Here is a 13,010-nt window from a genome sequence, read left to right as displayed (position 1 = left end):
GACCTAACCACCATGGCCCGCCTGTGCCAATCCCAAACCGGCGGCGCAAGCTTTTTGCAGTTGCGAATATGCATTGCCCGTGACCGGAGGCCACCCTTTCTTTTGCCGCCTCCGTGCGGTACTTGAGCAGTAAAGTTGCACGATCCAAGTTCGGTATCCCGGGAGGCACCCAATGGCCATGACGATGAACGGCGAAGTCCAGCTTGCGGCGCCGCGCGAGGCCGTGTGGGCCAAGCTTAACGATGCCGAGGTGCTGAAGGCCTGCATCCCCGGCTGCGAGGAGCTGGAGAAGACCGACGATGGCGGCTTTCGTGCGACGGCGAAAATGAAGGTCGGTCCGGTGTCGGCGCGCTTCAAGGGCAAGGTCACGCTGTCCGATCTCGACCCGCCGAACGGCTACAAGATCTCCGGCGAAGGCGAGGGCGGGGTGGCCGGCTTCGCCAAGGGTGGCGCCGTGGTCAAGCTTGCGGAGAAGGACGGCGGCACCCTTTTGTCTTACGAGGTCGAGGCACAGATCGGCGGCAAGTTGGCGCAGCTCGGGCAGCGCCTGATCAACGGCGCCGCCAAGAAACTGGCCGACGAATTTTTCGCGAACTTCGCCAAGGCGGTACAGGGCTGAACGCTATCGTCTTTCGGCATGGCGCCTTGCATTCCCGGTGATGTTGCCCCGGGGCATAATGGCCCATATGATGGGTTGGAATAATTATAAGAACCGCTTCGACGGGACCCGTCGGGGCGCTGATAGAGAGTGCTTATGGCAAAAATCTCCCTCATCGTGAACGGCAATCCTGTTACGGCCAATGTCGATCCCCGCACCCTGCTGGTGCAGTTCCTGCGCGAGAATCTGCGGCTCACCGGCACCCATGTCGGCTGCGACACCTCGCAGTGCGGCGCCTGCGTCGTGCATCTGGACGGCAAGGCCGTGAAGTCCTGCACCACGCTCGCCGTGATGGCCGACGGCCACGAGGTCAAGACGATCGAGGGGTTGGCCGCCGACGGCGCGCCGCTGCATCCGATGCAGGAGGCCTTCCGCGAACACCATGGCCTGCAGTGCGGCTTCTGCACGCCCGGCATGATCATGACCGCGATCGACATCGTCCATCGGAAGGGCAACGAGCTCGACGACCACACCATCCGCGAGGAGCTGGAAGGCAATCTCTGCCGGTGCACCGGCTACCAGAACATCGTCACCTCGATCTCCGCCGGCGCCAAGGCGATGGCGAAATCCGATCTCGCGTAAACCTCGCGCGCACTCTGCGATCAGGACATTCAGATGTACGACTTCAAATATCATCGCCCCGGGACCGTTCGGCAGGCCGCCAACATCCTGGTCAAGAACGAAGACGCCAAGGTGATCGCCGGCGGCCATACGCTGATTCCCGTCATGAAGCAGCGCCTCGCCAGCCCGCCGCATCTGGTCGACCTCTCCCATATCGATGGGCTCAACACGATCGAGATGAAGGGCCGCGCGCTTGTGATCGGCGCCACCGCCAGGCATGCCGAGGTCGCAAGCTCGGCCATCGTCGGCGAGGCGATCCCGGCGCTCGCGAATCTTGCCAGCCAGATCGGCGATCCCGCCGTGCGCCACAAGGGCACGATCGGCGGCTCACTCGCCAACAACGACCCGACGGCGGACTATCCGGCTGCAGTGCTCGCGCTCGGCGCCACCATCGTCACGAACAAGCGCCGCCTTAAGGCGGAAGAGTTTTTCCAGGGCCTGTTCACGACGGCGCTCGAAGCCGACGAGATCATCACCAAGGTGATGTTCCCGCTGCCGAAGAAGGCGGCCTATATCAAATTCCGCAACCAGGCCTCGCGTTACGCGCTGGTCGGCGTGTTCGTGGCGCGGCGTCCCTCCGACGTGCGGGTCGCGGTCACCGGCGCCGGCTCCGAAGGCGTATTCCGTGTCACCGCGTTCGAGGAAGCCCTGAAGAAGCGCTTCGCCGCGAAAGCGCTTGACGGCATCGAGGTGCCGGCGGACGGCCTCAACAGCGACATCCATGGCAGTGCCGAATACCGCGCGCACCTCATCGGTGTGCTGACGCGGCGTGCCCTCGACGCCGCCAACGCCAAGGAGTGAGTGATCCTCACGCCTCGGCCCAAACTTGTCCCCGGTGAGGGCGTAGCGAGACTGGCTTTTTCATGACCTCAGCGGCCAATACGTCCGGTGCCAATACTTCAGTTGTATTGCCGGCATCGGTCGATTCGATGCTCGAACTCCTGACGTCGCGCGGCTATCTCGCCGAGCGATCGCTGGCGACGGTGACCTATCTGTCGCTGCGCATGGGCCGGCCGCTGTTTCTCGAAGGTGAGGCCGGCGTCGGCAAGACCGAGATCGCAAAAGTGCTGTCGGCGGCACTGGGGCGGAAGCTGATCCGCCTGCAGTGTTACGAAGGCCTCGACGTCTCCTCGGCGGTCTACGAGTGGAATAGCGCCGCGCAGATGATCGCGATCCGGATGGCCGAGGCCGCCGGAGATACCGATCGCGATCAATTGTCGTCCGACATTTTCGCCGATCGCTACATGATCAAGCGACCGCTGCTCCAGGCGCTGGAGCCTGACGTCGCCGGGCCGCCGGTGCTGCTGATCGACGAGCTCGACCGCGCCGACGAGGCGTTCGAGGCGTATCTGCTCGAAATCCTCAGCGACTTCCAGGTGACGATCCCCGAATTCGGCACCGTGAAGGCGCCGAGCCCGCCGATCGTCATCATCACCTCCAACCGCACCCGCGAGATCCACGACGCGCTGAAGCGGCGTTGTCTCTACCACTGGGTCGATTATCCCGACGCCGACCGCGAGCTCGCGATCGTCAAGTCGCGCGTGCCCGGCATCTCCGCAAAATTGTCGCAGCAGGTCGTGCGCTTCGTCCAGGCACTGCGCAATCAGGATTTCTACAAGTCGCCGGGCGTCGCCGAGACCATCGATTGGGCCACCGCGCTGTCGGAGCTCGACGCCCGCTCGCTGACCCCGCAAGTGGTCGGCGACACGCTGGGCGCGCTGCTCAAATACCAGGACGACATCACGCGGATGCAGGGCGACACCTTGCAGAAGGTACTGAAGGACGCGACGAGCGACTAGCTTGTCATTCCGGGGCGCGCGAAGCGCGAACCCGAAATCCATTGGGCCGCAGAGTGAGTAGATTGAATGGATTCCCGGCTCGCGCCCATGAGGGCGCGCCCCGGAATGACGGCTGAGAGTGATGAACCATGGCCATCAACCACCTTGCGCCTGAGCAGACCGAGCAGTTCGCCGACAACATCGTCGGCTTTGCCCGCGCGCTGCGTTTGGCGGGCATGCCGGTCGGGCCGGGTGCGGTCATCGATGCCATGAGCGCGCTCCAGGTGATCGACATCGGCAACCGCGCCGACGTCTTCACCACGTTGGAGGCGATCTTCGTCAAGCGCCACGAGCATGCGCTGATCTTCAAACAGGCCTTCAACCTGTTCTTCCGCGCGTCGGAAGAGTGGAAGCACATGCTGGATTCGGTGCCGTTGCCGGAGCAGGCCAAGAAGAAGCCGCAGGCCGGCTCGCGCCGTGTGCAGGAGGCGATGTCGCAGCCGCGCATGACGGAGACGCCGCAGCACCAGGAGCAGGATTTGCGCCTGTCGGTCTCGGACAAGGAAATCCTTCAGAAAAAGGATTTTGCGCAGATGAGCGCGGCCGAGATCACCGAAGCGCTCCGCGCCGTCGAGCGGATGCGGTTGCCGCAGGCCGAGCTTCTGACGCGCCGGCACCGGCCCGATCCCCGGGGCCTGCGCCTCGATCTCCGCCGAACGCTGCGCGCCTCGTTACGCACGGGCGGCGACATCATCGACATCCATCGCCTCGGGCGGATCGAGAAACCGGCGCCGATCGTTGCGCTGCTCGACATCTCGGGTTCGATGAGCGAGTACACCCGCCTGTTCCTGCATTTCCTGCATGCCATAGGGGACGCGCGAAAACGTGTCTCGGTGTTCCTGTTCGGCACTCGCCTCACCAACGTGACCCGGGCGCTGCGCCAGCGCGACCCCGACGAGGCGCTGGCGAGCTGCTCGGCCTCGGTCGAGGACTGGGCCGGCGGCACGCGAATCTCGGCCTCCCTGCACAATTTCAACAAATTGTGGGCGCGGCGCGTGCTGAGCCAGGGCGCCATCGTGCTGCTGATCTCCGACGGCCTGGAGCGGGAGGCCGATTCCAAGCTCGCCTTCGAGATGGACCGGCTGCACCGTTCCTGCCGGCGGCTGATCTGGCTCAACCCGCTGCTGCGGTTTGGCGGCTTCGAGGCCAAGGCCCAGGGCATCAAAATGATGCTGCCGCACGTTGACGAATTCCGTCCGGTACATAATTTGAGCTCGATCCAGGAGCTGATCACCACGCTCTCCCGGCCGCTGCCGCCGCATCACCGCAGCTTGATCCGCTCCGCAGCCTGAGAGGAAGCCATGCTCGATCGCGACGAGGATATTCTGAAGGCGGCGGAGGACTGGCAGAAGGCCGGCCGTGGCGTCGCGCTCGCCACCGTGGTGGAGACCTGGGGCTCGGCACCGCGCCCGGCGGGCTCGAGCCTCGTCATCAATGACGAGGGCACGTTCCTGGGGTCCGTTTCCGGCGGTTGCGTCGAGGGCGCCGTGGTCACCGAGGCCATGGATGTGATCCAGAGCGGCAAGCCCAGGATGCTGGAGTTTGGCGTTGCCGACGAGACTGCCTGGAATGTCGGGCTGTCCTGCGGCGGCACCATCCGCGTCTTCGTCGAGAAGGTCGGCTAGCCGTGAAGCTCGCAATCCTGCACGAACTCAATGCCGAGCGCGCCGCGCGCCGCCCGGTGATTCTGGTGACGGACACCGAGAGTGGTGAGCAGCGCCTGGTGAAGGCCGAGGACTTCAGTAAGGATCCTTTCCGCGCCGAGCTGGACAAGCAGCTCCGCATGGGCAAGAGCGCCAGTGTGGAGGCCGGCGGCAAGAAGCTCTTCCTCAACGTCTATGCGCCGACCGCAAAGCTCGTCATCGTCGGCGCTGTCCATATCAGTCAGGCGCTGGCGCCGCTGGCGCGCTCGCTCGGCTACGACGTCACCGTGGTTGATCCGCGCACGGCCTTTGCGAGCCCCGAGCGCTTCCCCGACGTTCCCTTGGTCGCGGAATGGCCTGACACGGCGCTGCCGCCACTCAACGTCGATGCCTACACCGCTTTCGTCGCGGTGACGCACGATCCAAAGATCGACGATCCCGCGCTGCTGCACGCCTTCGAGCGCAACTGCTTCTATATCGGCGCACTCGGCTCGCGGAAGACGCACGCCAAGCGCGGCGACCGGCTGCGGGCGGAGGGCGCCAAGGACAGCGACATCGCGCGCATCCATGCGCCCATCGGGCTTGCGATCGGCGCGGTCTCGCCGTCCGAGATCGCGGTGTCGATCATGGCCGAGATCACGGCGGTGCTTCGCCTGCCGCCCAAAGAAAAAGAAGAAGCCGCATGAAGTTCGGCCCGGCGAGTCCCAGGGATGCGATCGGCGGGGTGACCGTCCACACCCTGCGCCAGGGACCGCTGGTGCTGAAGAAGGGCACGACGATCGGCCCTGCCGAGGTCGAGGCGCTGGAGCGCGCCGGCATCAAGGACATTGTGGTGGTGCGGATGGAGGCGGGCGATGTCTCCGAGGATATCGCTGCCGCCAGCATCGCTCTTGCCGTCGGTGGCGATGGCATTCATGTCGAGCGTGCCTTTACCGGTCGCGCCAATCTGTTCGCCGCGCGCCCGGGCGTGCTGGTGATCGATCGCGCCGCAGTGGACCGCATCAACAATATCGACGAGGCCATTACCTTTGCCACGCTCTCCGCCTTCAAGCCGGTGGTCGAGGGCGAGATGGTCGGCACCGTCAAGATCATTCCGTTCGGCGTCGAAGGAAACTTGCGTGATGCCGCGGTGAAGGCCGCGGGTCGCGACGTTCTGAAGATCGCGCCTTACGTCATCAAGCGTGTCGGCGTGGTCTCGACGCTGTTGCCCGGCCTGTCCTCCAAGGTGATCGACAAGACGTTGCGCGTCACCGCCGAGCGGCTTGCGCCAGCCGGCGCTGGCATCATCGCCGAGCGGCGGGTCCCCCATGAGGAGCAGGCGCTGTCGGCTGCGATCAACGAACTGCTGGAACTTGGCGCCGAGCTCGTGATCGTGTTCGGGGCATCCGCGATCGCCGATCGCCGCGACGTGATCCCTGCGGCCGTGACCGCCATCGGCGGCGAGATCGAGCATTTCGGCATGCCGGTCGATCCCGGCAATCTTTTGCTGATTGCCCGGGCCGGCGCCGTTCCTGTGCTGGGTGCGCCCGGCTGCGCGCGCTCCCCGGTCGAGAACGGCTTCGACTGGGTGCTGATGCGGCTGCTGGCCGGCATCAAGGTGACGCGGTCCGAGCTGATGGGCATGGGCGTCGGCGGCCTCCTGATGGAGATCGTCACGCGTCCGCAGCCGCGTGCAAAACCGGAGATCGAGGGCAACAACCGCGTCGCGGTCATCGTACTCGCGGCGGGCCGTTCGACCCGGATGGGTGGGCCGAACAAGCTACTGGCCGAGCTCGACGGCAAGAAGCTGGTGCGGATTGCGACCGAGCAGGCGCTGGCCTCGAAAGCATCGGAGGTCATCGTCGTCACCGGCCATCAGACCGAGCTGATCGAGCAAGCCTTGCAAGGCCTGAAGGTGCGTTTCGTCAAAAATCCGGATTTTGCCGGCGGCATCGCAAGCTCGGTCAAGGCCGGCATCGCGGCCGTTCCAGAAGCTTGCGACGGCGCTGTGGTCTGCCTCGGCGACATGCCGCTGATCGATGCCGGCCTGATCGACCGTCTCATCGACGCGTTCGCACCGGACCGCGGCAATCTCATCGTCGTGCCCGTCAGCGAAGGCCGGCGCGGCAACCCCGTGCTGTGGTCGCGCCGCTTCTTCACGGAGTTGATGACGCTCGACGGCGATGTCGGCGCGCGCCATCTGATCGCCAAGCACACCGAGGCGGTCGCCGAAGTGCCGGTCGACGGCGAGAGCGCCTTCCTCGACATCGACACGCCGCAGGCGTTGGAAGCGGCAAGACGCGGGTGACGCTGCGGTAGGGTGGGCAAAGGCGCGTAGCGCCATGCCCACCCTTCCCCAGACTGGGATCTGAAATTGGTGGCACACCTCAATTTCAACGCCCCGTTCACCATCTGGAAACGACCGGCGCTTACAGTCCTCTCCACCTGCCTTGGGGGGAGGGGTTTTTCCATGGCTTCGAACGTCGTCGCGCGCCGTTGCGCGATGTTTTTCTTTGCGCTGTCCGTTTGCGTCGCGGGCGCTCGCCATATCACGGATGCGCACGCCGCCGGTGCATTTGCGGTCGGCAAGTGCGGCGCCTATGGTCAGGCCTTTGATTATGGCGCCGAGCACGAAGCGCGTGCGGCGGCGCAGAAGCAGTGCAAGGGCGATTGCACGACCGTGACGATGAAGCGCGCTTGCGCCGCGATGTCGGTCGATCTGTCCAATCCCTGCGGCGCCTATGGCTATGCCGTCAAGCCGAAGATCTCGGCCACGCTCAATGCCGCGACGCGCGAATGTTACAAATACGGCGGCAAGGAATGCGTGATCCGCGCCTGGGCCTGCGACGCAAAGGGTTGATTCCTGTTGCCGTCATTCCGATGTTGCGTAGCATCGAGTCCGGAATGACAGTTGGGGAATTCAATGCAATTCGACACTAAAATCGCCGTTGTGATCCGCACTGATCTTCAGCCCTGGCAGAAGCTCAACGTTGCCTCGTTCCTGACCAGCGGCATCGCGGCTGCGTTTCCCGACTGCATCGGCGAGCCCTATGAGGACGCGTCGGGCACGAAATATCACGCGCTAATCGGACAGCCGATCCTGATCTATGGCGCCGACGGTCCCGCATTGACGCGCGCGCTCGATCGGGCCCTGACGCGCAGCGTCAAGCCGGCGGTCTACACCGAGGACATGTTCAAGACCACGCATGATGCCGCCAATCGCGAGGCGGTGAGGGCAGTGGCGCGCCCTGACCTCAACCTCGTTGGACTTGCGATGCGCGCCGAGCGCAAGGTGATCGACAAGATCGTTGATGGGCTGAAGTTTCATAGTTGACGTGAATGCGCGCGGTCTTGCGCGCGCTTCCACTTGCGATGCCTTACCCCGGCGGCATGCCAGCGAATTTCGGCAGGTCCGGGTCAAGACGATCCCAGTCATGTCCGCGCGCGGCGAAAGTGACCGCCTGCGGCTTGTAGCGGGCGGGCTCGTCGAGACTTGTGGCGCGGATCGTAAAGACGTCGGGCTGTGCCGCGAAGGTCATGTAAACAGGCACGCCGCACTGCGTGCAGAAACCGCGCGTCTTCACGTTGCCGCTGTTGGCGACCATGTCCCAATGCTTCGCCTCGCCGGTAAGCGTGACGCCGGCGCGCGCGAAGGTTATGTAGGAGCCGTGCCCGCTGCCGCTTTCGCGCTGGCAGTCCCGGCATTGGCAGTGATTGGCGAACAGGGGCTCACTGGCGATCGAATAGCGGATCGCGCCGCAGGCGCAGCCGCCGGTAAAGGGCTTGGTCATGCGATAACTCCTTACTTGTCTTCGCCGCTGATCTCGTCGAGCTGGCGGACGACCTTCTTCCAGCCGCCGCTCATGCCCGTGTAGGCCGACTGGTTCCTGGGTATGACGAAGCCCGCATGAACCAGACGGATCCGCGTGCCGGCCTCGACCGGGGTGAGGGACCACGTCACGACAGTGTCGAGCGGCGCGCCGTAGCCGGTGTTGCGCTCATCGCCGCCCTTCCAGGCGTAGACGAGGCGCCGGTTCGGCATGACTTCAAGGACGCGACAATGGATGACGCCATCCCAGGCGCCGCCCGGCGTGGTCTGGTAGGTGAAAGTGTTGCCTTCGACGGCCTCGAAACCGGTCGGCGGCATCAGCCAGCGCGCGATGAGCTGGGCGCTGGTCAGCGCCTTCCAGATCGTCTCCGGCGCGTGAGGGAGCACCTCGTCGAGGACGATGTCTTTTGTCTCGGCTTTCAATTCAAGAGCACTCACGGATCGATCTCCTTCAAGAGGTCACGCAGGTTCTGGAAGCGCTCGCGCCAGAACACGCCGTAATGGTCCATCCAGGAGACCAACGGTTCGAGGCCTTGCGGCGCGGCACGGTAATAGACGTTGCGGCCCTCGGCACGCTCGGCGACGAGGCCGGCCTGCTTGAGGGACTTCAAGTGTTGCGAGATCGCGCCTTGCGTCACGCCGCTTCCGCGCGTGAGCTCGGCGACGCTGATCTCCTTGCTCTCGAAGACGCGCTCGAACACCGCGCGCCGGGTCGGATCGGCGAGGGCGCGCATCACGGTGGTGACGGGATTTGGGGCGGCTTCGATCATGGGAACTAGATTAGCATCCACTAATGAATTAGTAAAGGCTAATTTATTGGCCTGGTTGGGTCTGTAATCCTGCCTTGACCATGACTGACCGGTCAGTCATGTAATCGGGATGACCAAGAAGCCGACCAAACCCGCCGCTCCGTCCACAGATCGCGCCAGCGACGCGGCACCCGCGTCGAGCCGCGCCACGCGCGCGGCGGAACGGCGTGCCGCGATCGTGGAGGCCGCGATGGAGGAATTCATCGCGCGCGGCTTTGCCGCGACGCGGCTCGACGACATCGCGAAGCGCGCGGGTGTCGCCAAGGGCACCATCTACCTGCACTTCAAGGACAAGGAATCCATGTTCGAGGAACTGGTGCGGACCGTGATCGTCCCTGTGGTGACGCGGTTGACAGCATTGCCGCCGCCGGCGGGCTCGGTGCGTGATCTCGTCGAGACGTTTGCCAGCAACTTCCTCAAGGAGGTGATCGGCACCAGACGCGGTGATCTCGTGCGCCTGATCGTGGCCGAGGGACCGCGCTTTCCGTCCGTGGCCGATTTCTACTACCGCGAGGTCGTCTCGCGCGGGATGGCCGCCATGCGCGCCCTGATCGAACTCGGCATTGCCCGCGGCGAGATCCGCCAGCAGAACCTGGCGCATTACCCGCAGATCCTGGTCGCACCCGCGATGATCGCGGTGATCTGGCAGAGCCTGTTTGCGCGGCACGCGCCGCTCAACGCGCAGGACATGCTGCGCGTCCATCTCGATTTGATTTTTGGCGAACGGAGCTCGACATGAGGTCGTTGCGAGCAATTTTTATATTCGCATTAGTCGCGGTCCTCGCAACCGGGCTTGCTGGCTGCAAGGACAAGCGTGAGCCCGGCTTCCAGGGCTGGGTCGAGGCCGACATGATCTTCGTCAGCCCGGACGAGGCGGGCCGCGTGACGAAGCTGAACATCCGCGAGGGCGACGAGGTCAAGGTCGGAGATCACCTCTATTCAGTCGACGACGATCTCCAGCTTGCCGATCTCAACCAGAACAAGGCGACGCTTGCCAACGCGCAGCAGACCTATGACCGCGCGGCCTCGCTGAGCAAGACCGGCTCGGGCACGCAGGCCAATCTCGACTCGGCCGTCTCTGCCTTGCGCGTCGCCGAGGCGCGGGTGGCGACCTCGGAGACGCGGATGGCGCGGCGCAAGGGCTTTGCGCCCGTGGCCGGTACCATCCAGCAGATCTATTTTCGCGAGGGCGAGATGGTGGCAGCGCAGCGGCCCGTGCTCTCGATCATGCCTCCCGGCAACATGAAGCTGCGTTTCTTCGTGCCGGAGACCGAGCTGCCGAAGCTTGCGATCGGCGACACCGTGCGGATCGCGTGCGACAATTGCGCCGCCGATCTCACGGCAAAGATCTACTTCATCGCGACTTCGGCCGAATACACCCCGCCAGTCATCTACAGCCTCGAGGAGCGCAACAAGCTCGTCTACCTGATCCAGGCGCGGCCGTCGCGCCCCGATGCGCTGCGTGTCGGACAACCTATCGACGTCCATCTCAATCCAAAAACCCCCGTGGCGGACAAGCGATGAACGGCGGCAATGGCATTGCGATCGACGTCAAGGGCCTGAGCAAGTCGTTCGGCGGCCGCGAGGTCGTGCACGATTTGTCGATGCAGGTGAAGCGGGGTTCGATCTACGGCTTCCTCGGCCCGAACGGCTCGGGCAAGACGACGACGATCCGCATCCTCTGCGGCCTGCTCACGCCCGACAGCGGCGAGGGCACCTGCCTCGGCTACGACATCAGGCGCGATGCCGAAAAGATCAAGCGTCAGGTCGGTTACATGACCCAGCGCTTCAGCCTCTATCAGGATCTGTCAGTCCGCGAAAACCTCGAATTCGTCGCGCGCCTATACGGCCTTCGCGATGCACGCGGCGCCGCGCGCGACATGATCAGGCGGCTGGGCCTCTCGGGCCGCGAGGAGCAGCTCGCGGGCGAGCTCTCCGGCGGCTGGAAGCAGCGGCTGGCGTTGGGCGCCTGCACATTGCCCAGTCCTAAACTGCTGCTGCTGGACGAGCCGACCGCCGGCGTCGACCCGAAGGCGCGGCGCGATTTCTGGAACGAGATTCATGCACTGGCGGCCGACGGTCTCACCGTGCTGGTCTCGACACACTACATGGACGAGGCCGAGCGCTGTCACGAGATCGCTTATATCGCCTATGGCCATCTGCTCGTGCACGGCACCGTGGACGAGGTAATCGCGAAATCCGCGCTGACGACCTACACCGTGACGGGCGAGGACCTGAACGAGCTTACGGCTGCGCTCACCGGCAAGCCCGGGATCGACATGGTGGCGCCGTTCGGCACGTCGCTGCACGTCTCCGGCCGCGACGTCGCCGCGCTCGAGGCCAGCATCGCGCCGTGGCGCGAAAAAAGCGGACTGCATTGGCACAAATCCTCGCCGTCACTGGAAGACGTGTTCATCGAATTGATGAGTCGTTCCAAGGACAATTTCCAATGAGCGCGGTCGATCGTTCCGAACCCCAGCACGCGATCAGGGAGCGCTTCGGCTTCTGGAGGCGCTCCTATGCGATGCTGATCAAGGAGTTCATCCAGCTCAGGCGCGACCGGGTGTCCTTTGCAATGATCGTGATGCTGCCGGTGATGCAGCTGCTCCTGTTCGGCTATGCCATCAACACTACGCCGCACAATCTGCCGAGCGCGGTGCTGCTCCAGGAGGACTCCGATCTCGCCCGCTCGATCCTGAAGGCACTGGAGAACACCGCCTATTTCCGCTTTCTCTACGAAGTGCACGACGTCGAGGATTTCGACAATCTCCTGAAATCCGGCAAGGTTCTATTCGGCGTCGAGATCCCGCGCGGCTTCGAGCGGGCAGTGCGGCGCGGCGATAAGCCGGCGCTGCTGGTCGCGGCCGACGCCACCGATCCAGTGGCGGCGAGCGCGGCGATCGGCTCGCTCGGCATGGTCGTGCAGACCGCACTCAAGCACGATCTCTACATCGGAGATCCCCCGGAGATGCCGTTCGAGATCCGCGCGCATGCCCGCTACAACCCCGCCGCCGCGTCGAGCCTCAACATCGTGCCGGGCCTCGTCGGCACCATCCTCACCATGACCATGCTGATCTTCACCGCGCTCTCGGTCACGCGCGAGGTCGAGCGCGGCACGATGGAGAGCCTGCTGTCGATGCCGATCAGGCCGGTCGAGGTGATGTTCGGCAAGATCATCCCTTACGTGCTGGTCGGGTTCGTGCAGGCGTTCCTCATCATCGGCATCGGGGTCGGCCTGTTCGGCGTGCCGGTGCTCGGCAATCTGTTCCTGCTGGCGCTGCTCTCGACGCTGTTCATCACGACCAACCTGGCGATCGGGTATACGATCTCGACGCTGGTGCAGAACCAGCTCCAGGCGATGCAGATGTCGATGATGTTCTTCCTGCCGAGCATCTTGCTGTCCGGCTTCATGTTCCCGTTTGCCGGGATGCCGGCCTGGGCGCAATATGTCGGCGAGTGCTTGCCGCTGACGCATTATTTGCGCATCGTCCGCGCCATCATGCTGAAGGGCGCGAGCATGCAAAATTTGCATTTCGACGCGCTGGCGCTGGCGGTCCTGATGCTGCTCGCCATGACCATCGCCGTGACGCGCTTCCGCCGCACGCTGGATTGAGGCAAGATGCCCCGGAATCA

The 13,010-nt window shown here is 64.4% G+C and carries 17 protein-coding genes; 14 read left to right on the top strand and 3 right to left on the bottom strand.

Going from position 1 to position 13,010, the window contains the following annotated elements:
- Positions 1-172: 172 nt before the first annotated feature.
- The 10 genes from IVB48_RS13425 to IVB48_RS13380 all read left to right on the top strand — a co-directional run bounded on the left by IVB48_RS13425 (position 173) and on the right by IVB48_RS13380 (position 8,073).
- A complete protein-coding gene (locus IVB48_RS13425; protein WP_018455582.1) occupies positions 173-619 on the top strand; it encodes a carbon monoxide dehydrogenase subunit G in 447 nt (148 codons plus the stop codon).
- Positions 620-754: 135 nt separating this feature from the next.
- Positions 755-1,240 carry a (2Fe-2S)-binding protein gene (locus tag IVB48_RS13420; protein ID WP_007602418.1) on the top strand — a complete coding sequence of 162 codons (486 nt, stop codon included), beginning with the start codon at positions 755-757 and terminating at the stop codon, positions 1,238-1,240.
- A gap of 33 nt (positions 1,241-1,273) precedes the next feature.
- Positions 1,274-2,080, top strand: a complete 807-nt coding sequence (locus IVB48_RS13415) for a xanthine dehydrogenase family protein subunit M (RefSeq protein ID WP_027567711.1) — start codon at positions 1,274-1,276, stop codon at positions 2,078-2,080.
- Positions 2,081-2,142: 62 nt separating this feature from the next.
- Positions 2,143-3,078: a MoxR family ATPase gene (locus tag IVB48_RS13410; RefSeq protein WP_247287225.1), complete on the top strand. Its 936-nt coding sequence runs from the start codon at positions 2,143-2,145 to the stop codon at positions 3,076-3,078.
- Positions 3,079-3,206: 128 nt separating this feature from the next.
- Entirely contained in the window at positions 3,207-4,409 is a 1,203-nt protein-coding gene (locus tag IVB48_RS13405) for a VWA domain-containing protein (protein ID WP_247400335.1), read from the top strand.
- Between the two features lie 9 nt (positions 4,410-4,418).
- Complete coding sequence (locus tag IVB48_RS13400) at positions 4,419-4,742, top strand: XdhC family protein (RefSeq protein WP_007602422.1); 324 nt, start codon at positions 4,419-4,421, stop codon at positions 4,740-4,742.
- Between the two features lie 2 nt (positions 4,743-4,744).
- Complete coding sequence (locus IVB48_RS13395) at positions 4,745-5,446, top strand: XdhC family protein (RefSeq protein ID WP_247400334.1); 702 nt, start codon at positions 4,745-4,747, stop codon at positions 5,444-5,446.
- On the top strand, positions 5,443-7,047 hold the full coding sequence (locus tag IVB48_RS13390; RefSeq protein WP_247400333.1) for a molybdopterin-binding/glycosyltransferase family 2 protein: 1,605 nt from the start codon (positions 5,443-5,445) through the stop codon (positions 7,045-7,047). Before IVB48_RS13395 ends, IVB48_RS13390 begins: the two co-directional genes overlap by 4 nt.
- Before the next feature lie 162 nt (positions 7,048-7,209).
- Positions 7,210-7,599, top strand: coding sequence for a DUF4189 domain-containing protein (locus tag IVB48_RS13385; RefSeq protein WP_007611990.1), 390 nt, complete (start codon positions 7,210-7,212; stop codon positions 7,597-7,599).
- Between the two features lie 63 nt (positions 7,600-7,662).
- Complete coding sequence (locus tag IVB48_RS13380; protein ID WP_247362359.1) at positions 7,663-8,073, top strand: DUF2000 family protein; 411 nt, start codon at positions 7,663-7,665, stop codon at positions 8,071-8,073.
- A gap of 43 nt (positions 8,074-8,116) precedes the next feature.
- On the opposite strand, the gene IVB48_RS13375 is transcribed toward IVB48_RS13380, so the two are convergent.
- Genes IVB48_RS13375 through IVB48_RS13365 form a run of 3 tightly spaced genes read right to left on the bottom strand, consistent with a single transcriptional unit; the run spans position 8,117 to position 9,338 of the window.
- Entirely contained in the window at positions 8,117-8,530 is a 414-nt protein-coding gene (locus IVB48_RS13375) for a GFA family protein (RefSeq protein ID WP_247362357.1), read from the bottom strand.
- A gap of 11 nt (positions 8,531-8,541) precedes the next feature.
- Positions 8,542-9,006 carry an SRPBCC domain-containing protein gene (locus IVB48_RS13370; RefSeq protein ID WP_027567718.1) on the bottom strand — a complete coding sequence of 155 codons (465 nt, stop codon included), beginning with the start codon at positions 9,004-9,006 and terminating at the stop codon, positions 8,542-8,544.
- A complete protein-coding gene (locus tag IVB48_RS13365) occupies positions 9,003-9,338 on the bottom strand; it encodes a metalloregulator ArsR/SmtB family transcription factor (RefSeq protein WP_007611986.1) in 336 nt (111 codons plus the stop codon). The genes IVB48_RS13370 and IVB48_RS13365 overlap by 4 nt, the downstream gene beginning before the upstream one ends.
- Positions 9,339-9,447: 109 nt before the next feature.
- Here IVB48_RS13365 and IVB48_RS13360 point away from each other — a divergent pair, with 109 nt between their 5' ends.
- The 4 genes from IVB48_RS13360 to IVB48_RS13345 are packed head-to-tail and all read left to right on the top strand — an operon-like array spanning position 9,448 to position 12,990.
- Positions 9,448-10,116: a TetR/AcrR family transcriptional regulator gene (locus IVB48_RS13360; RefSeq protein ID WP_247400332.1), complete on the top strand. Its 669-nt coding sequence runs from the start codon at positions 9,448-9,450 to the stop codon at positions 10,114-10,116.
- Positions 10,113-10,901, top strand: a complete 789-nt coding sequence (locus IVB48_RS13355) for an efflux RND transporter periplasmic adaptor subunit (protein WP_247287215.1) — start codon at positions 10,113-10,115, stop codon at positions 10,899-10,901. Before IVB48_RS13360 ends, IVB48_RS13355 begins: the two co-directional genes overlap by 4 nt.
- Complete coding sequence (locus tag IVB48_RS13350) at positions 10,898-11,830, top strand: ABC transporter ATP-binding protein (RefSeq protein ID WP_247400331.1); 933 nt, start codon at positions 10,898-10,900, stop codon at positions 11,828-11,830. Before IVB48_RS13355 ends, IVB48_RS13350 begins: the two co-directional genes overlap by 4 nt.
- Positions 11,827-12,990 carry an ABC transporter permease gene (locus IVB48_RS13345; protein ID WP_027567722.1) on the top strand — a complete coding sequence of 388 codons (1,164 nt, stop codon included), beginning with the start codon at positions 11,827-11,829 and terminating at the stop codon, positions 12,988-12,990. The genes IVB48_RS13350 and IVB48_RS13345 overlap by 4 nt, the downstream gene beginning before the upstream one ends.
- The last annotated feature ends 20 nt before the right edge of the window (positions 12,991-13,010 follow it).

It is taken from the genome of Bradyrhizobium sp. 76 (assembly GCF_023073025.1).
In the GTDB taxonomy this organism is placed as follows: domain Bacteria; phylum Pseudomonadota; class Alphaproteobacteria; order Rhizobiales; family Xanthobacteraceae; genus Bradyrhizobium.
The sequence above is the reverse complement of the archived record's forward strand: the minus strand, read 5'-3'. Positions and strand labels throughout refer to the sequence as shown.